The following is a 19,965-nucleotide window of genomic DNA, read 5'->3' as shown; positions in this document are numbered from 1 at the left end:
CCAGACTCAAGAGGCTACCTACCTCGGTTCAATCGATAGGTTTAGATATGTTGGATTAAACTGTGCGATTGACGTGAGCTGGTCCCAATCCAGAATGGTCACTGTCCTGTTGACCCACACCAGAAGCTTGTCCTTTCGCAGCGTCTGCAGCGTCTTATTGAGATGCACGACGGATATCCCGAGAACATCCGCCACCTCAGCTTGGGATAGCGGGAAGTGAAAACTCCACTCGTTCGTGCGCTGAACGACTTGCAAACGCACATATAATTCGCAAATAAGATGTGCGAGATGGGCTTTCTTGGAGCGCCTTCCCATGGCAACGATCCATTCGCGATGAATGGCACCGTCAATCAAAGTATGAAGCCATAACAGGCGTGTAAGATGCGGGGCCGTCTCGGTTATCGTTTTAAGGTCTGGATGGCTGGTAAAAGCTACACGACAAGGCGACAGGGCAACAATTCCATGATCCATGATTTTCAGAGGAAAAGCATGCAGATCAACGAAATCTCCAGCTATATGCAATGATGTGATTTGCCGACTGCCGTCTTCGAGCACTTTATAACGCCCTGCAAAACCATCTAGCAATAATGTGCTAAATCCGGGTCTTGAGCCTTCAGAAACCAAATCCTCGCCCACGGAAAACTCACCTTGGCGAACGATGATGTCGCTCAACAACTTCTTTTCCGAAGCAGAAACTATGTCGTGACTTTCAAGGCGTAACAGAAGAGATTCGATCAATTTTGTTCCAGTTGGTTACAAGCCGGAGATTTACTCGGCCCTTATGGAACTTAATCGATAATCAAACCTTCTGTTCCCATGAAAAACAAAAATACCATGCATAGATATTATTTCGACCTGCATAATGGCGACCATACGCGGGACGACGTTGGTCTGGAGTTACCCTCTCGTGAACATGTTACTAGAGAGGTTGCCCGAATACTGACTGACGTGGCCAGGGATGAACTTGCAGGCGCTAAGGGAGTTGTCTCGATCACCGTGCGCGATGAAAACGGCCACCCAATATCCGTCTCAAGCCTGACATACAGCAGCGAATGGCTCGATGAGCCGGAAATCTGGAAATAACGATAGAGCACCCTTCAAGGCAGCTTGACTTGCTTCTCCATAAGCTCAATAATAGAACATATCATGAACATTTAAGGGTGCATCGTAGTGGCAATCGTCGATCTCACGGCGTTAAGGCGCAATATTACGTCTTTTGGCGCGCAGGATACGAAAGTCTTGGATCGCTCTGTATTTGGGCTTGGTTGCGCAGAGGTAGACAGTATTTTTCATGATGGCCTGCAACGCAGTGCACTTCATGAAGTTTTCTCTGAAGAAAGTGGCGATTCAGGTGCTGCAACAGGTTTTGTTATTGCCCTTGCCCTGCGTGCTTCTCCTGATCATAGCCCCATTCTTTGGGTTGAAGAGGATTTTACCGGCAAAGAACAGGGTTTTCCCTATGCACCCGGTCTGAATAATCTTGGACTCCCTCCCGATCGCCTCATCATTGTGCGCTGTGCCTCGCCGCAGGATGTTCTGAAAGCAGCTTCAGACAGCCTTGGAGTACAAGGAACTGGCGCAGTGATTATTGCGCCTTGGAGCAATCCCAAATGCCTTGATCTGACAGCATCGCGAAAATTATTGCTTACAGCGCAGAGAACGAATGTCCCTGCTTTTCTTTTGCGGCTTGGAGCTATGCCCCTTGAAAATGCAGCTGTCACCCGGTGGTTGATCCGGTCTGCCCCTTCGCAATCGGCAGGTGCCAATGCTCCCGGGCACCCTGTGTTTCAAGTCTCCCTTATCCGAAACAGACAGGGAAAGACGGGACAATGGACATTACAATGGGAGAGCGAAAATCATGTTTTTACAAGGACAGAATCGGTTTCTGGCTCTTTGGTTTCCTCACCTTCCTACAGATCGCCTCAAACGCGAAAATCCGCAGCGCGATAATCCTGCTCAGCATCTCATCGTGGTTGACAAGATTGCAAATGTCTTGCGTCTGGTCGCTGTCGATCAGAGAGCTGGAAAAGCAGGCCTGTATAAGAGCATGACACTGGCTGATGCGCGAGCGCAGTTTGAAAAGCTGGATATTGCGTTCGCCTCACCTCGGCAGGATTCCATACTTTTAGAGCGGCTTGCCGATTGGTGTGATCGCTATACACCTCTGGTTGCCCTTGATGGTTCGGAAGGTCTTGTCCTGGATATTACAGGCTGTGTTCATCTTTTTGCTGATGAAGCGACTCTGCTTAATGACATTCATTTCCGCCTGAAAAAGCATGGCATGTTTGTCAGGTCAGCGATTGCAAACAATGCAGCTTCTGCCCGGGCATTTGCACGCTACTCTTCTGGCGGCATTGTCGGCGATGATGAAGAAAAAAGGCTGCACAAACTGTATCTAGCCTGCCTGGAAATAGATCAGGTTCACCTAGCTGGCCTGAAGCGAGCAGGCCTGTTACATGTAGGCGAGGTTGAGGTACTGCCCCGGGCCGCTCTTTCTGCCCGTTTTGGAAAAGACCTAGTTAATCGCTTGGACAATCTTTTCGGAAGGCAAAATCAACCCATTTCTCCAAGACGCATTGTGCCTGTCTGCATGGTTGAAAGGCGTATGGCCGAACCACTAATCAGCATGGATTCCGTCGAGCTTTTGCTGCAATCCCTAGGCGACGAACTCTTCAGGCAATTACAAACCCGTGTAGAGGGGGCGCGTGAGGTCGAAGCAAGCTTCTTTCGTGTCGATGGAAATGTACGGCGCATAAATATTGAGGCAGGAAAGCCGCTCACTGAAATCAAAACATTGATGCGGTTGCTCAAGGAAAGATTATCGACTTTAGCCGATCCTCTGGATGCCGGTTTTGGTTTTGATATTATTCGCATGTCTGCCGTCAGAACTGAGCGAACCCGTACACAGCAGAAAAGCCTCGACAACACACAACAGGAAACAGAAACGTTCGATGCTCTCATTGATCGGCTATCGATAAGACTGGGAAACTCCCGTGTTTTGCGCCCTATCCCGGTCGATACGCATATTCCTGAACGTGCTGTTATGCTTGAATCTGCGTCCCGGGAAAAATCGGATTCTTTAGTTGATTGGTCACCTGAACATCAGCCGGGGAATCCGCCAGAGAGGCCTATAAGACTGTTCAATCCGCCGGAGCTTATAGAAACAACGGCAGGGATTCCTGATGGTGCCCCGGCGCGATTTATGTGGCGCCGTGTCCAGCATACAATTGTTCTTGCCGAAGGTCCCGAGCGCATTGCACCGGAGTGGTGGCGCGAGCATGCGGGCGCTCTTACTCGCGATTATTACAGGGTTGAAGATAGACAAGGGAAACGGTTTTGGGTGTTTAGGGAAGGTCTTTATGAGCGCAATGATCCCAATCCCAAATGGTTTTTGCATGGGCTATTTGCCTGATGGATTATATCGAGATTGCCGTGACCAGTAATTTTTCCTTCCTGAAAGGCGCATCCCAACCTCAGGAAATGGTTCTAGCTGCAGCCCTTCTTGGCCTAAAAGGCATCGGCATTGCAGATTCCAACACACTTGCCGGTGTAGTCCGTGCCCATAGCGCGCGCAAAGAAATCAAAAAAGAACAGAACCTTTCGGTAAATCTCTATATTGGCAGCCGTTTAGTATTTAGCGATGAAACGCCGGATCTCATTGTCTATCCACGAGATCGGCCAGCCTATGGCAAGCTTTGCCAGATTTTGAGCGTTAGCAAAGAGCGCGCCAAGATCAAAGGTGAATGCCACCTGCTTTTCAAAGACTTTGAACCTGAAGCGGACAATTTTCAAATTGCAGTCATGCCGGCTGCAAATCCTGATGGAAATTTCACGGCCTTTCTGAAAAACCTGTCACTGATTGCTCCTCGCTCTGTTTGGCTATGCCTTGTTATGCCGCGCAAGGGCAATGATAGACGTCATGGCGAAAAACTTGCCCGCATTGCAGCTGATGCAAAGGTTCCCCTTCTGGCAGTTAATGACGTGCTTTACCACGCACCAGACAGAAGACCGCTTCAGGACGTGCTGACCTGTATCCGTGAACATGTCACGATCGAAACGGCAGGTCGCAAGCTGGAGAAGAATGCCGAGCGGCATCTTAAGACTCCGGAAGAAATGCAGCATCTCTTCCGGCATTTTCCAGAAGCACTGGAAGAAACGCAACGCTTCGTGAAACCCATCATTTTTTCTCTTGATGATCTTAGCTATCAATATCCTGATGAACCTGTTCCGCCCGGTAAAACGCCCCAACAACATCTGATTGACGAAACATGGATAGGGGCGAGCAAACGTTATCCGAACGGCATTCCGAAAAAAGTGAGTGCAGCTCTGGAAAAGGAACTCAGATTGATCGAGGAGCTGCAGTATGCCCCCTATTTCCTCACCGTATATGACATTGTCACCTATGCCCGCTCACAGAATATTCTGTGTCAGGGGCGCGGTTCCTCAGCTAATTCTGCAGTTTGTTATTGCCTGGGTATAACGGCAGTTGATCCTGCAACAAGCGATTTGCTTTTCGATAGGTTTCTTTCACGAGAGCGTAAAGAACCGCCCGATATCGATGTGGATTTCGAGCATGAGCGGCGCGAAGAGGTCATGCAGTGGATTTTTAAGCGCTATGGCCGCGAACATGCCGCTGTTATTGCGACTGTCATCCGTTATCAGCCGCGCAGTGCTATCCGTGATGTCGGTAAGGCTTTGGGCCTGACCGAAGATGTTACTTCTGCTTTGGCGAATATGGTTTGGGGTAGTTGGGGTTCGATTGTTGAAAAACCGGAGATAAAACAAGCAGGGCTTGATCCTGACAATGTCTTGATCCGTCGCACGATTAAGCTTGCAAAAGAATTGCTTAATTTCCCGCGCCATCTTTCACAGCATGTCGGCGGTTTTGTTCTTACACAAGAGCGTCTTGATTTGACTGTTCCAATCGGTCCTGCGGCGATGCAAGGCCGCACATTCATTGAATGGAACAAGGACGACATCGACGAGCTCAACATCATGAAAGTCGATGTTCTTTCGCTTGGCATGCTCACCTGTATCCGCAAAGCGTTCGATCTCATTCACTTGCATGGTGGAGATCGCTTAGAGCTGGCAGATATCAAGCTGGATGATGAAGAAGTCTACGATATGCTTTGCAAGGCAGATTCCCTTGGGGTTTTTCAGGTGGAAAGCCGAGCCCAAATGAACATGCTGCCGCGTCTTCGGCCAAGGAAATATTATGATCTGGTCATCGAGGTAGCTATTGTTCGGCCAGGGCCCATTCAAGGCGATATGGTCCATCCTTATCTGAAGCGGCGCAATAATCCGGACTCAGTTACCTATCCCTCGCCATCACCTGAATTTGGTCATAAGGACGAATTGAAAGAAGTTCTTGTCCGAACCCTTGGCATTCCTCTCTTTCAGGAGCAGGCAATGAGTGTTGCCATTGTAGCAGCAGGCTTTAGCGGCGATGAAGCCAATCAGTTGCGGCGCGCCATGGCAACATTCCGAAATGTGGGAACGATACATAAGCTGGAAAACAAAATGGTGGAGGGTATGGTCCGTCGCGGTTATGAGCGCGACTTTGCTCAGAACTGTTTCAACCAGATCAAAGGCTTTGGCGAGTATGGTTTCCCCGAAAGCCATGCCGCAAGCTTTGCTATTCTCGTCTACATTTCCTCCTGGATAAAATGCCACCACCCCGCTGTTTTTGCTGCGGCTTTGCTGAATTCACAGCCCATGGGCTTTTATCCTCCTGATCAGATCATTCGCGATGCGCGTAAACACGGGGTCGAGGTTCGCGCCGCAGATATTAATTTCAGTCACTGGGATAACACGCTGGAAAGAAATGATAATGGCGATCTATGCACCAGACTTGGTTTTCGTCAGGTCGACGGTTTTTCCAAACGTTGGGCAGACCTGATTTGCGAAAAGAGAGGCGAAAGCTATACCAATATCGAAGAGGTAAGACGCCTGACATTGCTGGAAAGGCGCGCATTTGTACTTCTAGCCGATGCTGATGCATTCCGTTCGCTTGGCATTGATCGGCGAGAAGCACTTTGGGCCGTACGCCGTTTTCCTGACAATACAACACTGCCTCTGTTTCAGGCTGCGGAAACAAATGAGTTGGCCAAGGAAACAGAAGTAGCCCTTCCCCGGATGAAGCTCTCCGAGCACGTCATTGCCGATTACGAGTCGACCAGGCTTTCGCTCAAAGGCCATCCAATGCAGTTTCTACGTGAAATGTTTGCCTCAGAACAGGTTTCCACCTGCAGTTTTGCGAATAATCTGGCCAATAACAAACGCGTCAAGCTTGCAGGCGTTGTGACTGTGCGTCAAAGGCCGGGTACAGCCAAAGGCGTAGTTTTCATGACTATTGAAGATGAAACGGGCATCGCCAACATCGTCATCTGGCAAAAACTTCTCAATATCTATCGCAAGGAAGTCATGGGATCGCGGCTGATCCTTATTGAGGGAATAGTCCAGAGCGCAGACAATGTGGTCCACATCGTAGCCAGAAAGCTGACCGATCGAACTGGCGATCTTTACCGCCTGTCTGAACAGCGCGCAATTTTGCCCGTGTCACGAAGCGATGAAGTTACCCATCCTGTGCAGGGAGACGCACGAGCGCGTCATCCCAGAAATGGGCGTATCATGCCGAAATCCAGGGATTTCCATTAAGCGTTGGCACCGTCCAGTTTTGCATCCGGCACGACAACCAGTTTTCCAACAAAGGATTTCGCCATGAAATCAGTCTGCGCCCTATGGAATTCAGACAAAGGATAGACACCACCAACAAGCGGCTTGATCTTGCCTTCCTCAATATAGCGAACAATACGGCGGAAGTCTCCGCGCGTGCCTTGTGATGAACCGTGCAGGGCAAGTTGCTTGAGGTACATGGTACGCAAATCAAGCTGCACGACTGGTCCGGCTATTGCTCCGGCAGTCGTGTAGCGACCCTCAGCCCGTAAAATGCGGAGCAGGTCATTAAATATCGAACCACCGACGAGATCCGCAACGACATCAATTGGTTTTCCGCCGGTTGCCTCATTGACCGCGGCAACCAGATCTTCAGTTCCGCGCGTGATAACGGCCTCAGCACCGATATCGAGAAGCGCTTGTTCTTTGCCCGGTCCTACAAGCGCGTATGGAATCGCACCGCGTGCTCTTGCAAGCTGCACTATCCCAGATCCGACACCACCCGATGCCCCGGTTACCAACACGCGTTCGCCGGCCTTCAATTCTGCACGTTCAAGCATCTGTTCGCCGGTTAAATAAGCGCAACAGAATGTGGCAAGCTCGATATCGCTCAAATCAGTGTCAACGACATGTGCGTTTTCAACCGGGACTGTAACGTACTCGGCATATCCGCCATCGCGGCCGTGACCTATGTAGTCAATGTCTGCAAGACTATCATCGTCACGATTGTAAATAGAAAAATCCACCATTACGCGCTGACCGATACGTGTCCGATCTACACCGCCGCCAACGGAAACAATGTTTCCTACGATGTCGGTTCCCTGAATACGCGGAAAGCGTAACGTCGGCTCTTGCCGACGCCATGTGGATACAGCGCCAGCATCTTTCTCGGTGCCATAGGCACCTTCCCGTACCCAGACGTCAGTATTGTTCATACCGCAAGCAGTTATCTGAATAAGTACCTCACCCGCCTGCGGCGCAGGCACCGGCGTTTTCTGGTTATATACGAGTTTGTCGAGCCCGCCATGACCAACAAGCTGTATGGCGGCCATAGTCAGTGGGACGTTCGTCTCTGTCATCATTCACCTCAGATTGTTTTTGCAACAGATTCAACTGCTTCAGTTGCTGCTTTTACAACCGTGTCGGCCTCGTCACGTGTCAAACAAAGCGGGGGAGCAAAGCCAAGAATATCGCCCTGCGGCATGGCCCGTCCAAGTACGCCACGTTCCGCCAGAGCCGCCGCAATACGTGGACCAACCTTCAATGCAGGATCGAAAAATGTGCGGTCGTCCTTGTCAGCAACAAACTCCACTGCAGCTAGCATTCCATCACCGCGCACTTCACCCACAATTGCATTGCCAGCCAGTGCCTGTGTCAGCTGCTCACGGAAATAAGCTCCGGTTTCCCCAGCATTTGTAACAAGATCGAGCTTGTTGATGAGTTCGAGATTGGCAATGCCCGCAGCTGTGCAGATCGGGTGTGCCGAATAGGTCCAACCATGTCCGATTGCACCAAGCGCATCAGAGCCTTTCACCAGAACCTGCCAGACTTTATCGGAGACAATGACACCCGAAAGCGGCGCATAGGCCGAGGTCAGGCCCTTTGCTATCGTAATCAGATCCGGCTTGATCCCGTAGTGATCCGAACCAAACATCGTACCCAATCGCCCGAAGCCTGTAACAACCTCGTCAGCGACAAGCAGAATGTCATACTTGTTCAGGACAGCCTGAATCTTCTGCCAGTATCCCGCTGGCGGAGGAACAATACCGCCAGTCCCAAGAATTGGCTCACCAATAAACGCGGCCACTGTTTCAGGGCCTTCTGCGAGTATCATTTCTTCCAGTTTGTCAGCGCAGTGCTGGGAGAACTGCTCCTCACTCATGGAACGGTCTTCGCGGCGGAAATAGTATGGCGCCTCTGTATGGATAATCGGCGCACGCGGCAGATCAAAAGCATTATGGAAAAGTTCCAGCCCGGTCATGCTGCCAGTCATGATGCCGGAACCATGATAACCACGCCAACGCGAAATGATCTTCTTTTTTTCCGGGCGGCCAAGAACGTTGTTGTAGTACCAGATCAGCTTGATATTGGTTTCATTGGCATCAGAACCTGAAAGCCCGAAATAGACCCGGCTCATACCTTCTGGCGCGCGATCAATAATCATTTTGGAAAGCGTTATAGATGCGTCCGTACCGTGCCCCACATAGGCATGGTAATAGGCGAGTTCGTGAGCCTGTTTTGCAATGGCGTCGGCGATTTCCTGTCTGCCATAGCCCACATTGACACAGTAAAGCCCGGCAAATGCGTCAATGCTTGTGCGTCCTGTACTGTCAGTTATATGAACGCCCTCACCGCTCTTGATTATCCGCGTTGGAGTTTCGCCTCGTGCATGAGCACCCATATGCGTTGATGGATGAAAGAAGTGATCCCGATCCCAGGCGTTCAGTTCGTTTGAGCGTTCAAGCATGATATTTTCCTGTTCTTCGAAGTTCAGTGGGTGTCGATGCAGAGATATTTGAGTTCGGTGAATGCCTCGATGCCGTGGCGCGATCCTTCGCGTCCCAGCCCGGACTGTTTGATGCCGCCGAACGGAATGGGAGCACCGGTAATCTTCACCCGGTTTATCGCGACCATTCCATATTCAAGATTTCGCCCGAGCCGCAGCATGCGCGCGCCATCTCTGGTTACGGCATAGGCAACAAGGCCATATTCGGTGGCATTGGCGCGGCTAACGACTTCTTCTTCGGTGTCGAATGGAGTTATTGCGGCAACCGGACCAAAGGTTTCATCGCGCATGATCAGCGCGTCTTCCGGAACATCGATCAAAAGCGACGGCTCGTAAAACAACTTACCGGCTTGGTGGCGCTTGCCGCCAATGATGCATTTTGCACCACGGCCTATTGCATCTTCCACCTGCTCTTCAACTTTTCGAATAGCGCGCTCATGCATCAGCGGACCGATATCCGCACCTTCAGTCAGACCGGGTGCAACTTTCAGTTCCGAAATGCGCCTCGCAAAAGCTTCGGCAAAAGCGTCGAGAATTGAACGTTCAACATAAATCCTGTTTGCCGCGAGACAGTCTTGTCCTGACGTTGCGAACTTGGCGTCAATTGCGATGTCGACAGCGCGGTCGATGTCTGCGTCCGCGAAAATAATCAGTGGAGCATGCCCGCCAAGTTCCATGACGAGGTTTTTCATGGTCGCGGCGCATTGCGCTGCAATCAGCCGCCCAATCTCCGTCGAACCCGTAAAACTCAGCGCGCGAACTCGGGAATCCTCGCAAATTCGTCCAACCACCGTTGAAGCATCTCCTGTGACGATATTGAAAACCCCGGAGGGAATGCCCGCACGGTCGGCAAGTTCTGCAAGAGCAAGCGCTGAAAGAGGTGTTTCAGATGATGGATGCGCAACGACAGTACAACCTGCCGCAAGAGCGGCAGCGGCCTTTCGTGTCAACATTGCTGAAGGAAAATTCCACGGAGTGACGATCCCGACGACGCCAATCGCTTCGCGGCGGACAATCATTTCTGCGCCAGCAAGATGGCTGGTTACATTTTCCGCGTTAAGTCGCTTCGCTTCTTCTGCATACCACTCAATAAACGAGGCGGCATAGTCGATCTCGCCCCGCGACTCTGCCAATGGTTTGCCCTGCTCAAGTGTCATGATGAGCGCGAGATCGTCTTTCGCGGCGAGTATCAGCTCGTACCATTTGCGCAGTTTTGCTGTACGTTCCTGTGGAAGAAGATTTCGCCAAGCGGGCAACGCTTTTGCCGCCGCATCAATGGCTATTGATGTTTGATCGGCATTGAGCTTGGAGACCCAGGCAATAGCCGTACCCGACGCAGGATCGGAAACTTCAAACGTCTGGCCCGCATCACCAGCTGTCCAATGGCCATCAACATAGGCCAATTCACGTAGCATGCGACGGTCTTTTAGGCGATCAAGGGCCGCATGGCGGTCTGGTCGTGCAAAGTGAGCGGACATTCAACTCTCCCGGATTGTTCTGCCGAGTCTTGCATGAACCAACGGAGAAAGAGTCTGTATCGGTTACCAGCTCAGGAGAGATTGTCCTTATTGGGCGTCTTGGGGAGAGAGAATGACTAACTATCACTTTGAGCAGGCAGCAGTTCAGTAATGGGCAGAACCGCATCGTCCTTGACGGTTCGCGTGACGATATAGGTGAAATACCGGTCTATTCCGATCTCCCGTTGCAAAAGATCGTCGACCAATCGTTGATAGGCATCAATGTCGCGAGTCATGACTTTCAGGACATAATCGACGCCGCCACCCACTGACCAGCATGCCACCACTTCCGGCAACGTCTTGATTGCACGCTCAAACCGGTCAAAATCTGCCTGCCTGTGCGCGCCAAGGGTCACTTCCATGAGGACTGTCGTCACGGAAGTAACAAGCCGCAATGCAATCTTTGCGTGATAGCCGGTGATGATCCCCGCCTTTTCCAGCCGCCGCAGACGCGTCCAGCAAGGTGTTGGCGAGATTCCAACCCGCTCAGCCAGTGCAAGCTTGGTGATGCGCCCCTCCTTCTGGATTTCGTCCAGAATACGGATATCGATAGGATCTAGCTTGATTGCGGTCATGATACGCCTGTTGAATTCACGGTATAATCATGACGTTGTGATTTTTTGATTGTCAATTGCACTGACTTCGATCACTTATAAATCATGACATTGTGGCAACCAGATCCGACGAGCCTTCGCCGACCGGCCTATCTATCGCTGGCGGAACAGATTGCACGTGCCATCGCAGATGGCAAACTGGAAGGAGGCGTACGCCTGCCTACCCACAGACGCATGGCTGATGATCTGCGTCTCTCTGTACAAACTGTCAGCCGTGCGTATGAAGAGCTGATCCGGAGAAATCTGATCTCCGGGGAGACCGGGCGCGGCACATTTGTGTGCACCACAAGCCGCGAACCTGATCCGCCCTATCTTCCCGAAAGGCTCGGAGAGGTCATTGACCTTTCCATCCTGAAGCCAGTCTGCGAGACGATGCATCTTGATCGCATGAAGAAGGCGTTGAGCTGGCTGGCAGAAACTCTACCCCCAAGCTCAGCCCTGTCTTTCCGGCCCAATGTCGTTTTCCCGCGCCATCGCGCCATCGCGGCTGAATGGCTTCGCACATGCGGTCTTGATGTTGCACCGGGTAATATAAGCATAACCAATGGCGCTACTGCTGCCATGACTGTTGCGCTGATGAGTGCGGCGCCCCCGGGGTCAAAAGTTGCAACTGAGGGCATAGGGCATCACACACTCACGCCGCTCGCTTCATACCTCGGTCTCACGCTAGAAGGTTTGGCGATTGATGATCAGGGCATCGTTCCAGAATCACTTGATGAGTGCTGTCGTACTTCCGGCATCCAAGCCGTATTCGTCCAACCGTCGGTCATCAATCCGACCGGAACATTGATGGGGCTGGAACGTCGCAATGCTTTGGTTGAGGTTGCGCGTAAGCACGATATTGCAATTATCGAAAGCGATGTACTTGGGCCGCTTGTTGAGAACCGGCCGCCGCCGATTGCGTCCCTTGCACCAGAACGCACGCTGTATTTCACCAGCTTCACCAAAATCGTAATTCCGGGTTTGCGTATAGGTTATCTTGCTGCTCCCGACCGCTACGTAGCGGCAGTTGCCAACAGGCACCTTGTTTCCAACTGGATGGCTACGCCCATAGTTGCGGAAATTGCCAGCCGTTGGGTTTCTGACGGCACTGCGATGGAACTGGTCAACTGGCAACGCGAAGCGCTCAGGATTCGCCACTCGGTCGCGTCTGAGGTGCTGGAGGGCATTCCATTCCTGTCACATCCACAAAGCCTACATATCTGGTTGCCGTTGACCGGCGAGCGAACTGAAGAGGCTTTCGTTGCCCATGCAAGGTTGCAAGGCGTCGCCATTGCGCCTGGCGCTTCGTTTCGCATTTCTAACCATCCTTGGCATCCGGCTGTACGTATCTCACTTGGCTCGACAACAGAACAGGAGCTTCGCTCAGGCCTGAATGTCGTTGCCAATCTACTTCGCGGCGATTTGGAACATTTGTTGCTCGCCATTTAACCGAAGCGCCTCATTTTTCATCACGATCAGTTAAATTGTCATGATTTAATTTTAACAATTGACATGATTTCATAAGTCTCCCATCGTTAGGGCATGAGGCTGTCTCAACCAGAAGGGAGACACGCATGCCGCCTTCCAACGCCGCACCGATCATCGAGATTGACGGTATCAGTAAAAGTTTCGGTGCGTTCAAGGTACTGAACGATCTTTCTTTCAGTGTCGCTCCCGGAGAGAAGCTTGCCCTTATCGGACCTTCAGGGTCAGGTAAGACGACGATCCTGCGTATTCTCATGACGCTTGAAGGGATAGACTCCGGAACCATCCGTGTTGCCGGCGACAATCTTTACCAGATGGAACGTAACGGCAAACTGCAACAGGCCGATGAAGCGCATCTTCACAAGATGCGGGAAAAAATCGGCATGGTCTTTCAGCTGTTCAATCTGTTTCCACACAAGTGTGTGCTCGATAATGTCACCTTGGCACCAATGCTGACCAAAGGCGTTGCGCGTAAGGATGCCGAGCAGCATGCGATGGAACTGCTGGATATGGTCGGGCTCGCGGACAAGGCAAAGTCCATGCCATCACAGCTCTCCGGTGGACAGAAGCAACGCGTTGCTATCGCCCGGGCCCTCGCCCTCAAGCCAAAAATCATGCTGTTCGATGAAGTAACATCAGCGCTTGATCCGGAACTCGTCGAGGAGGTGCTCAATGTGCTTTGGCGCCTCTGCCGCGAGACAGATATGACCATGCTTCTCGTCACCCATGAGATGGGCTTTGCGCACGATTTTGCTGATCGCGTTCTTTTCTTTGATCGCGGGCGGATCGTTGAAGATGGCAAGCCAGACGAGATTTTCAGAAATCCGAAACAGGAAAGAACACAAGCCTTCCTGAAAAAGATCATCGCCGCAGGTCACCGCATTTAATTCGGACCCTCGACGAGCAGGCATAAAAGAAAAACCAGAGGAGTTGGGAACATGACGAAATTACAGACAATCAGTGCATTATTGGGAGCCGCGGCCTTGTCTGCCTTGGTTTCTTCCATGCCTGCAAAAGCTGATGAGGCACTCGACAAGCTGAAAGCGCAAGGCTTTGCCCGCATAGCGATCGCAAATGAACCACCATTCACTGCTGTCAAGGCTGACGGTAGCGTTTCGGGTGCCGGTCCGGATGTCGCGCGTGCGGTATTTAAGAAGCTCGGTGTCAATGATGTTGTTGCTTCCATTTCTGAATATGGCGCGATGATTCCGGGTCTGCAGGCAGGCCGCCATGATGTTGTTACCGCCGGTCTTTTCATGAAGCCGGAACGTTGCAACGCCGTATCCTATTCAGAGCCGATCCTTTGCGATGCAGAGGCTTTCCTTGTCAAAAAAGGCAATCCTAAAGGCTTCAAGAGCTATCAGGATATCGCCAAGGATGAAAAAGCTACAATCGGCGCACCCGGTGGCGGCACAGAAGAACGTCTCGCCCTTGAAGCAGGCGTGCCGCGGGAGCGCGTTATCGTCGTGCCGGATGGTCAGAGCGGCCTGAAGATGCTGCAGGATGGACGTATTGATACCTACTCCCTGCCCGTGCTCTCGATCAATGATCTGGTGAAGAAGGCTAACGATCCGAACATTGAGGTTATTGCACCTGTTCAGGGTGCCCCCGTCTATTGCGATGGCGCGGCCTTCCGCAAGGGAGACACTGCCCTTCGTGATGAATTCGACAAGGTGCTCGCTGAAATGAAAAAATCTGGCGAATTCGCCAAGATTGTAGAGCCATACGGCTTTTCGGCAGAAGCAGCATTATCGACCACCCGCGATAAGCTTTGCGCTGCCAAATAACGCACTGCAAACGGTGCCGCTCTACCCTTTGGCAGAGCGGCTCTTCCTCAAAACTCTGACGAAGGTGGCAAACCGATGGGCCAATGGGCCGGCTATCTGCAACTTATCCTCGACGGCGCTGTCGTAACCATTCAGCTGACGCTGATGGGCTCAGCACTGGCGCTTGTGATGGCATTCATTGCGGGCCTCGGGAGATTGTCGCGCATCGCCCCGCTGCGTTGGCTGGCGACTGCCTATATCGAGTTTTTCCGGGGAACCTCGATTTTCGTGCAGCTGTTCTGGGCCTATTTCGTTCTGCCCCTGTTTGGCTTCTCGCTCACACCTTTGCAGGCTGGCGTCCTTGCCTTGGGTCTGAATGTGGGTGCTTATGGCGCTGAGGTTGTCCGTGGTGCGATAAGATCAATCGGCAAGGAACAGTATGAAGCCTGCATCGCGCTCAACCTTACGCGCTGGCAAGGCCTTCGCAAGATCATACTACCCCAGGCATTTGTCCTGATGCTTCCGACCTTTGGCAATAATGCCATTGAACTTTTGAAAGCCTCAGCAGTCGTATCGCTGATATCGCTGACCGATATGACATTTCAGGCGCAAGTCGTGCGGGCACAAACGGGAAATACCCTTGTTCCGTTCCTTACGATCCTCTTGCTGTACTTTGTTATCGCCAGCGTCATCTCCTTCGCAATTCGCGGTCTCGAGCGCTATTTGACGCGCGGCCTCGATGGCATCAGATCATAGGAGGCTCATGATGGAATGGGACTGGGCTTTCGTCGTTCAAATTCTTCCAACGCTTATTGAAGGCGTGAAGATCACCATCATAGCGACGCTTCTCGGCTCAGTACTGGCCGCTATCGTGGGGCTTGTCATTGCAATTGTTCGCCGCTCGAAAAACCGGCTGATATCAATGCCCATGGGTTTTGTTGCAGAGTTTATTCGCGGAACGCCATTGCTGGTGCAGCTCTATTTCATTTTCTACGTACTGCCAGACCTTGGCATTACGCTATCACCGCTCGTTGCCGGTGTTATCGGTTTGGGTCTGCATTATGGCACCTATACCGCCGAGGTATATCGCGCTGGGATCGACAATGTGGCACGAGGTCAGTGGGAAGCCGCCAAAGCATGCAATCTCAGCCCTCTGCAGACTTGGACGCAGATCATCATGCCGCAAGCATTGCCACCGATGATTCCGGCCTTGGCCAATTACTTTATCGCCATGTTCAAGGAAACACCGCTGCTTTCGGCAATCACGGTGCTTGAGCTGATGAATCAGGCCCGCAGCATCGCCAATTACAATTACAGATACATTGAACCGATCACGATGGTTGGTGCGTTCTTTCTCGTTATCAGCATCGTTTCGGTAATCGGCTTGCGTTGGCTGGAGCGCCGCTATGGCAAGATTGATTGAGGAGCACAATATGGACGCGTTCCCATCTATCCAACAGACGAACTTGCCGCTGGAGTTTGATGACAGGCCTTTGTCAAAACGCGTTGGGTTGGTCATTCTTGCTACGGATCACACCACTGAGCCGGACTTCCAGCGCATGGTCGCCAGCAGAAACGTTGGCCTCTATACCTCGCGCATCCCCTACGCCAATCCGACAACGCCGGAGAATTTGCGACGCATGCTTCGTCCGATGAGCGAAGGCGCATGGATGATCCTGCCTGACGAAGAGTTAGATGCAATCTGCTATTCGTGCACTTCTGCCTCTGTCGTCATTGGCGATGAAGAAGTGGAGCGTGCTCTTCAGCAGGCAAAGCCAAACGTACCGGTGGTGACGCCAACACGCGCTGCCGTCAAAGGACTTGGCGCATTTGGTGCAAAGAGGATCAGCATCCTCACGCCCTATACTATTGAAACAAGCACGCCAATGGCGGTCTATTTCAATGGCAAGGGTTTTGATATCGCGAACTTTACCTGCTTCGGCTTGGACGATGACAGGGAAATGGCGCGGATCAGTACTCAATCGTTGATCACAGCCGCTCGCGAAGCAACGGCCAGAGATGCAGATGCGCTATTTATCTCATGTACGGCTCTACGCGCTGCTAGCGTAGCGGGAGAGATTGAACAGGCCATAGGCAAACCAGTCGTTACAAGTAATCTTGCAACAGCATGGGCAACACTGCGCATCTGCGGCGAACATTCGCTGCGCCCTGAACTCGGCAGCCTCATGGTCCAGCCAATGGCAAGCTGGTAAAATGGCTATGAATCTCGTGACCATTGCTGATATCGAAAAAGCGCGTGAAGCAATTGCCGGAAAAGTCGCGCGGACGCCGATGGTTCAATCCGTAATGCTCTCAGACAGGATCGGAGTGCCGGTCTGGCTTAAACTGGAACATCGACAGAATACGGGCAGCTTTAAATTACGTGGTGCTACCAATGCGTTAAGCCAACTTTCTCAAGCAGAAAAACAACGGGGTGTTGTGGCAGCATCCACCGGCAATCATGGTCGCGCACTGGCTTATGCAGCGCAATCTGAAGGAATACGCGCAGTCATCTGCATGTCGCGGTTGGTACCCAAGAACAAAGTTGATGAAATTAGTCGTCTTGGTGCTGAGATACGCATTATCGGTAAATCCCAGGATGATGCGCAGGATGAAGCGGAGCGACTGGTCCGTGACGATGGCTTGATCATGGTGCCACCTTTCGACAATGCGCACATCATTGCGGGACAAGGCACGCTTGGGCTTGAGATTGTAGAAGACCTCCCCGATGTTCGCGCTGTGCTGGTTCCATTATCGGGTGGCGGGCTGGCATCAGGCATCGCCCGGGCAGTCAAGGCCAAGCAAGCCAATGCAAAAGTAATCGGCGTTTCCATGCAAATTGGTGCGGCAATGCATGCCAGCCTGGCTGCGGGTAGACCAGTGCTTGTCGAAGAAACCGAAAGTCTTGCGGACTCTCTTGGTGGTGGTATCGGCCTCGATAATCAGTTCACGTTCTGGATGGTTCGCGAATTACTGGATGAGGTCATTCTACTGACTGAACAGGAAATCGCTGACGGCATTGCTCATGCTTATCGATACGAGCGCGAAGTCATAGAAGGTGCGGCCGCCGTTGGCATCGGGGCATTGCTGGCGGGTAAAGTGCAGGCCGAAGGCCCAATCGCCATTATCCTATCGGGTCGCAACATCGATATGGATCAACACAAACGCATTATTTCCGCCGACAAGGCCGCAGAAAGCACAGAACCATGCCCCGCATGATGATCCTTACCGAAGCTGAGCTGCGCAAGATCGTATCGTTGGATCTGGATGCTATTGAATGCGTTGAAAATGCTTTTTATGCGCTGGCAACCAAACCAGTGGCCATGCCGCCGATTCTGAGGCTGGATATTCCCGAACACCGCGGTGAAGTTGATGTCAAAACCGCCTATGTGCCCGGGATCGACAGTTTCGCCATAAAAATCAGCCCCGGTTTTTTCGACAATCCGACATTGGGTTTACCAAGCGTCAATGGCATGATGGTTCTGCTCAGCAGCAAGACAGGTCTGGTAGAATCGCTGCTCCTCGACAATGGATATCTTACCGATATTCGCACCGCTGCGGCGGGCGCTGTTGCAGCCAAGCATTTATCGCGTGAGGATTCGAAAACGGCGACCATCTTCGGGGCGGGTGTGCAGGCACAATTGCAATTGCAAGCACTTACGCTGGTACGCCCGATAGAGAAAGCATTCATCTGGGCAAGAGATAGTGCGAAAGCCGAACAAGCTGCCCAGATTGCCAGCAAGAAACTGGGTATCCCGGTCACCGCAATTACCGATCCGCAAGAAGCTGCTCGCCTCGGCGATGTGATTGTGACAACCACGCCTGCCGCCGCGCCTGTTCTGCAATTCGGCTGGCTTTCGCCCGGTCAGCATATCACCGCCATGGGTTCAGATGCCGAGCACAAGAATGAGCTGGCACCGGAAATTATAAGCAAGGCTGATCTCTACATTGCTGACAGCCTCAAACAGACACGCCGTTTGGGTGAACTGCATCACGCAATCGAAGCCGGACTAATCGCAACAGAAGCATCCTACGATGAACTTGGCGCAGTGATTGCCAATTCTGCCAAAGGCCGTAGCGCGCAATCAGAGATCACAATTGCTGATCTTACCGGCACGGGCGTGCAGGACACAGCGATTGCCACACTGGCACGTGCACGCGCCGTCCGTGCAAATGCCGGAACGAATTTCGAAAGTTGATAAGGGCTTGGCCCAAGCATGAGGAAACAGAAAATGACCGAACCCAACCTGAAATTCACAAGGCAGGAATTTGCTGACCGGCTGAAGAAGACGCGCGTTGCCATGCAAAAGCGCGGTATAGACTTTCTTATCTGCAGCGATCCTTCCAATATGGCGTGGCTTACCGGGTATGATGGCTGGTCCTTTTACGTTCATCAGGCTGTGCTAGTGCCGCCGGAAGGAGAGCCTGTCTGGTATGGCCGTGGTCAGGATGCCAACGGCGCAAAACGTACTGCCTATCTGCACCATGACAATATAGTGGGCTATGCCGACAATTATGTTCAGTCCACCGAACGCCATCCGATGGACTTCCTTTCGCAAGTCATCGCCCAGCGTGGTTGGGACAAGCTTATCATCGGCGTGGAGATGGATAATTACTGGTTCTCCGCTGCAGCCTACGGTTCGCTGCAAAAACATTTGCCGAATGCTCGCTTCGTCGACGCTACCGCATTGGTAAACTGGCAGCGCGCTGTCAAAAGCCCAACCGAAATTGACTACATGCGAAAAGCGGGGCGCATTGTCGAGCTTATGCACCAACGTATCGTCGACAAGATTGAGCCCGGCATGCGCAAATCCGATCTCGTTGCAGAAATCTATGATGCCGGGATTCGCGGTACCCCCGAGTTTGGCGGTGACTATCCGGCTATTGTACCTCTGTTACCGTCAGGCGCCGATGCATCCGCCCCTCACCTTACCTGGGATGACAAACCCATGAAGCTGGGCGAAGGTACATTCTTTGAAATTGCCGGTTGCTACAATCGATATCACGTACCGCTTTCGCGCACGGTATTTCTGGGCAAGCCGACGCAGGAGTTCCTGGACGCTGAGAAGGCAACTCTGGAAGGCATGGAAGCCGGTCTTGCTGCCGCGAAGCCTGGTAATACTTGTGAAGACATCGCCAATGGCTTCTTCGACGTTCTGAAGAAATACGGCATCGTCAAGGATAACCGCACAGGCTATCCGATCGGTATTTCCTATCCACCGGATTGGGGCGAACGCACGATGAGCCTGCGTCCGGGCGACAAGACCGTGCTCGAACCGGGCATGACGTTCCATTTTATGACCGGCTTGTGGCTCGAAACCATGGGGCTCGAAATCACTGAGAGCATTCTGATTACCGAGACTGGCGTGGATTGCCTCGCCAATTTCCCGCGCAAGCTGATCGTCAAGAACTGAGGTTGC

Annotated in this window: 18 protein-coding genes; 13 read left to right on the top strand and 5 right to left on the bottom strand. The window is 52.1% G+C overall.

Annotated features, from left to right (window positions below; genetic code table 11):
* Positions 1 to 18: 18 nt before the first annotated feature.
* Positions 19 to 738 carry a Crp/Fnr family transcriptional regulator gene (locus PMI41_RS06635; RefSeq protein ID WP_008123065.1) on the bottom strand — a complete coding sequence of 240 codons (720 nt, stop codon included), beginning with the start codon at positions 736 to 738 and terminating at the stop codon, positions 19 to 21.
* A 96-nt stretch (positions 739 to 834) separates the two neighbouring features.
* Here PMI41_RS06635 and PMI41_RS06630 point away from each other — a divergent pair, with 96 nt between their 5' ends.
* The 4 genes from PMI41_RS06630 to PMI41_RS06615 all read left to right on the top strand — a co-directional run bounded on the left by PMI41_RS06630 (position 835) and on the right by PMI41_RS06615 (position 6,657).
* Positions 835 to 1,083: a hypothetical protein gene (locus PMI41_RS06630; RefSeq protein WP_040854014.1), complete on the top strand. Its 249-nt coding sequence runs from the start codon at positions 835 to 837 to the stop codon at positions 1,081 to 1,083.
* A gap of 87 nt (positions 1,084 to 1,170) precedes the next feature.
* Entirely contained in the window at positions 1,171 to 1,950 is a 780-nt protein-coding gene (locus PMI41_RS06625) for a hypothetical protein (RefSeq protein WP_052025846.1), read from the top strand.
* Between the two features lie 19 nt (positions 1,951 to 1,969).
* Positions 1,970 to 3,412, top strand: a complete 1,443-nt coding sequence (locus PMI41_RS06620) for a DNA polymerase Y family protein (protein WP_040853974.1) — start codon at positions 1,970 to 1,972, stop codon at positions 3,410 to 3,412.
* Positions 3,409 to 6,657, top strand: coding sequence for an error-prone DNA polymerase (locus PMI41_RS06615; protein WP_081497111.1), 3,249 nt, complete (start codon positions 3,409 to 3,411; stop codon positions 6,655 to 6,657). Before PMI41_RS06620 ends, PMI41_RS06615 begins: the two co-directional genes overlap by 4 nt.
* Here the strand turns inward: PMI41_RS06615 and PMI41_RS06610 are convergent.
* The 4 genes from PMI41_RS06610 to PMI41_RS06595 all read right to left on the bottom strand — a co-directional run bounded on the left by PMI41_RS06610 (position 6,654) and on the right by PMI41_RS06595 (position 11,273).
* Positions 6,654 to 7,757, bottom strand: coding sequence for an alcohol dehydrogenase family protein (locus PMI41_RS06610; protein ID WP_040853972.1), 1,104 nt, complete (start codon positions 7,755 to 7,757; stop codon positions 6,654 to 6,656). The two genes, PMI41_RS06615 and PMI41_RS06610, sit on opposite strands and share 4 nt — an antisense overlap.
* 5 nt (positions 7,758 to 7,762) lie before the next feature.
* Positions 7,763 to 9,142 (bottom strand): aspartate aminotransferase family protein, encoded by a 1,380-nt coding sequence (locus PMI41_RS06605; RefSeq protein ID WP_008123055.1) that lies wholly within the window; start codon positions 9,140 to 9,142, stop codon positions 7,763 to 7,765.
* A gap of 23 nt (positions 9,143 to 9,165) precedes the next feature.
* Positions 9,166 to 10,659 (bottom strand): NAD-dependent succinate-semialdehyde dehydrogenase, encoded by a 1,494-nt coding sequence (locus PMI41_RS06600; protein ID WP_008123053.1) that lies wholly within the window; start codon positions 10,657 to 10,659, stop codon positions 9,166 to 9,168.
* Positions 10,660 to 10,775: 116 nt separating this feature from the next.
* A complete protein-coding gene (locus PMI41_RS06595) occupies positions 10,776 to 11,273 on the bottom strand; it encodes an Lrp/AsnC family transcriptional regulator (protein WP_008123050.1) in 498 nt (165 codons plus the stop codon).
* Positions 11,274 to 11,357: 84 nt separating this feature from the next.
* Between PMI41_RS06595 and PMI41_RS06590 the strand changes: the two genes are divergently transcribed.
* The 9 genes from PMI41_RS06590 to doeA all read left to right on the top strand — a co-directional run bounded on the left by PMI41_RS06590 (position 11,358) and on the right by doeA (position 19,959).
* Positions 11,358 to 12,743 (top strand): PLP-dependent aminotransferase family protein, encoded by a 1,386-nt coding sequence (locus PMI41_RS06590; protein WP_008123048.1) that lies wholly within the window; start codon positions 11,358 to 11,360, stop codon positions 12,741 to 12,743.
* A 125-nt stretch (positions 12,744 to 12,868) separates the two neighbouring features.
* Complete coding sequence (gene ehuA, locus PMI41_RS06585; protein ID WP_008123046.1) at positions 12,869 to 13,666, top strand: ectoine/hydroxyectoine ABC transporter ATP-binding protein EhuA; 798 nt, start codon at positions 12,869 to 12,871, stop codon at positions 13,664 to 13,666.
* Between the two features lie 51 nt (positions 13,667 to 13,717).
* Complete coding sequence (gene ehuB / locus PMI41_RS06580) at positions 13,718 to 14,566, top strand: ectoine/hydroxyectoine ABC transporter substrate-binding protein EhuB (protein WP_008123044.1); 849 nt, start codon at positions 13,718 to 13,720, stop codon at positions 14,564 to 14,566.
* 75 nt (positions 14,567 to 14,641) lie between these two features.
* Positions 14,642 to 15,301: an ectoine/hydroxyectoine ABC transporter permease subunit EhuC gene (ehuC, locus tag PMI41_RS06575; RefSeq protein ID WP_008123043.1), complete on the top strand. Its 660-nt coding sequence runs from the start codon at positions 14,642 to 14,644 to the stop codon at positions 15,299 to 15,301.
* A gap of 10 nt (positions 15,302 to 15,311) precedes the next feature.
* On the top strand, positions 15,312 to 15,968 hold the full coding sequence (gene ehuD / locus PMI41_RS06570) for an ectoine/hydroxyectoine ABC transporter permease subunit EhuD (RefSeq protein WP_008123042.1): 657 nt from the start codon (positions 15,312 to 15,314) through the stop codon (positions 15,966 to 15,968).
* A gap of 10 nt (positions 15,969 to 15,978) precedes the next feature.
* Positions 15,979 to 16,758 (top strand): ectoine utilization protein EutA, encoded by a 780-nt coding sequence (eutA, locus tag PMI41_RS06565; protein ID WP_008123041.1) that lies wholly within the window; start codon positions 15,979 to 15,981, stop codon positions 16,756 to 16,758.
* 1 nt (position 16,759) lies between these two features.
* Positions 16,760 to 17,764: a hydroxyectoine utilization dehydratase EutB gene (gene eutB / locus PMI41_RS06560; RefSeq protein ID WP_008123040.1), complete on the top strand. Its 1,005-nt coding sequence runs from the start codon at positions 16,760 to 16,762 to the stop codon at positions 17,762 to 17,764.
* Positions 17,752 to 18,744 carry an ectoine utilization protein EutC gene (gene eutC / locus PMI41_RS06555; protein WP_040853970.1) on the top strand — a complete coding sequence of 331 codons (993 nt, stop codon included), beginning with the start codon at positions 17,752 to 17,754 and terminating at the stop codon, positions 18,742 to 18,744. The genes eutB and eutC overlap by 13 nt, the downstream gene beginning before the upstream one ends.
* A 33-nt stretch (positions 18,745 to 18,777) precedes the next feature.
* Positions 18,778 to 19,959, top strand: coding sequence for an ectoine hydrolase DoeA (doeA, locus tag PMI41_RS06550; RefSeq protein ID WP_008123037.1), 1,182 nt, complete (start codon positions 18,778 to 18,780; stop codon positions 19,957 to 19,959).
* Positions 19,960 to 19,965: the final 6 nt, after the last annotated feature.

Source organism: Phyllobacterium sp. YR531, assembly GCF_000282595.1.
Taxonomy (GTDB): domain Bacteria; phylum Pseudomonadota; class Alphaproteobacteria; order Rhizobiales; family Rhizobiaceae; genus Phyllobacterium.
The sequence above is the reverse complement of the archived record's forward strand: the minus strand, read 5'-3'. Positions and strand labels throughout refer to the sequence as shown.

Excerpts from the sequence above, each read along its gene's own strand:
- PMI41_RS06630 (WP_040854014.1), top strand. The coding sequence starts at position 835 with ATGCATAGATATTATTTCGACCTGCATAATGGCGACCATACGCGGGAC.
- PMI41_RS06610 (WP_040853972.1), bottom strand. The coding sequence starts at position 7,757 with ATGATGACAGAGACGAACGTCCCACTGACTATGGCCGCCATACAGCTT.
- PMI41_RS06605 (WP_008123055.1), bottom strand. The coding sequence starts at position 9,142 with ATGCTTGAACGCTCAAACGAACTGAACGCCTGGGATCGGGATCACTTC.
- PMI41_RS06600 (WP_008123053.1), bottom strand. The coding sequence starts at position 10,659 with ATGTCCGCTCACTTTGCACGACCAGACCGCCATGCGGCCCTTGATCGC.
- PMI41_RS06595 (WP_008123050.1), bottom strand. The coding sequence starts at position 11,273 with ATGACCGCAATCAAGCTAGATCCTATCGATATCCGTATTCTGGACGAA.
- PMI41_RS06590 (WP_008123048.1), top strand. The coding sequence starts at position 11,358 with ATGACATTGTGGCAACCAGATCCGACGAGCCTTCGCCGACCGGCCTAT.
- ehuA (WP_008123046.1), top strand. The coding sequence starts at position 12,869 with ATGCCGCCTTCCAACGCCGCACCGATCATCGAGATTGACGGTATCAGT.
- ehuB (WP_008123044.1), top strand. The coding sequence starts at position 13,718 with ATGACGAAATTACAGACAATCAGTGCATTATTGGGAGCCGCGGCCTTG.
- ehuC (WP_008123043.1), top strand. The coding sequence starts at position 14,642 with ATGGGCCAATGGGCCGGCTATCTGCAACTTATCCTCGACGGCGCTGTC.
- ehuD (WP_008123042.1), top strand. The coding sequence starts at position 15,312 with ATGGAATGGGACTGGGCTTTCGTCGTTCAAATTCTTCCAACGCTTATT.
- eutA (WP_008123041.1), top strand. The coding sequence starts at position 15,979 with ATGGACGCGTTCCCATCTATCCAACAGACGAACTTGCCGCTGGAGTTT.
- eutB (WP_008123040.1), top strand. The coding sequence starts at position 16,760 with ATGGCTATGAATCTCGTGACCATTGCTGATATCGAAAAAGCGCGTGAA.
- eutC (WP_040853970.1), top strand. The coding sequence starts at position 17,752 with ATGCCCCGCATGATGATCCTTACCGAAGCTGAGCTGCGCAAGATCGTA.
- doeA (WP_008123037.1), top strand. The coding sequence starts at position 18,778 with ATGACCGAACCCAACCTGAAATTCACAAGGCAGGAATTTGCTGACCGG.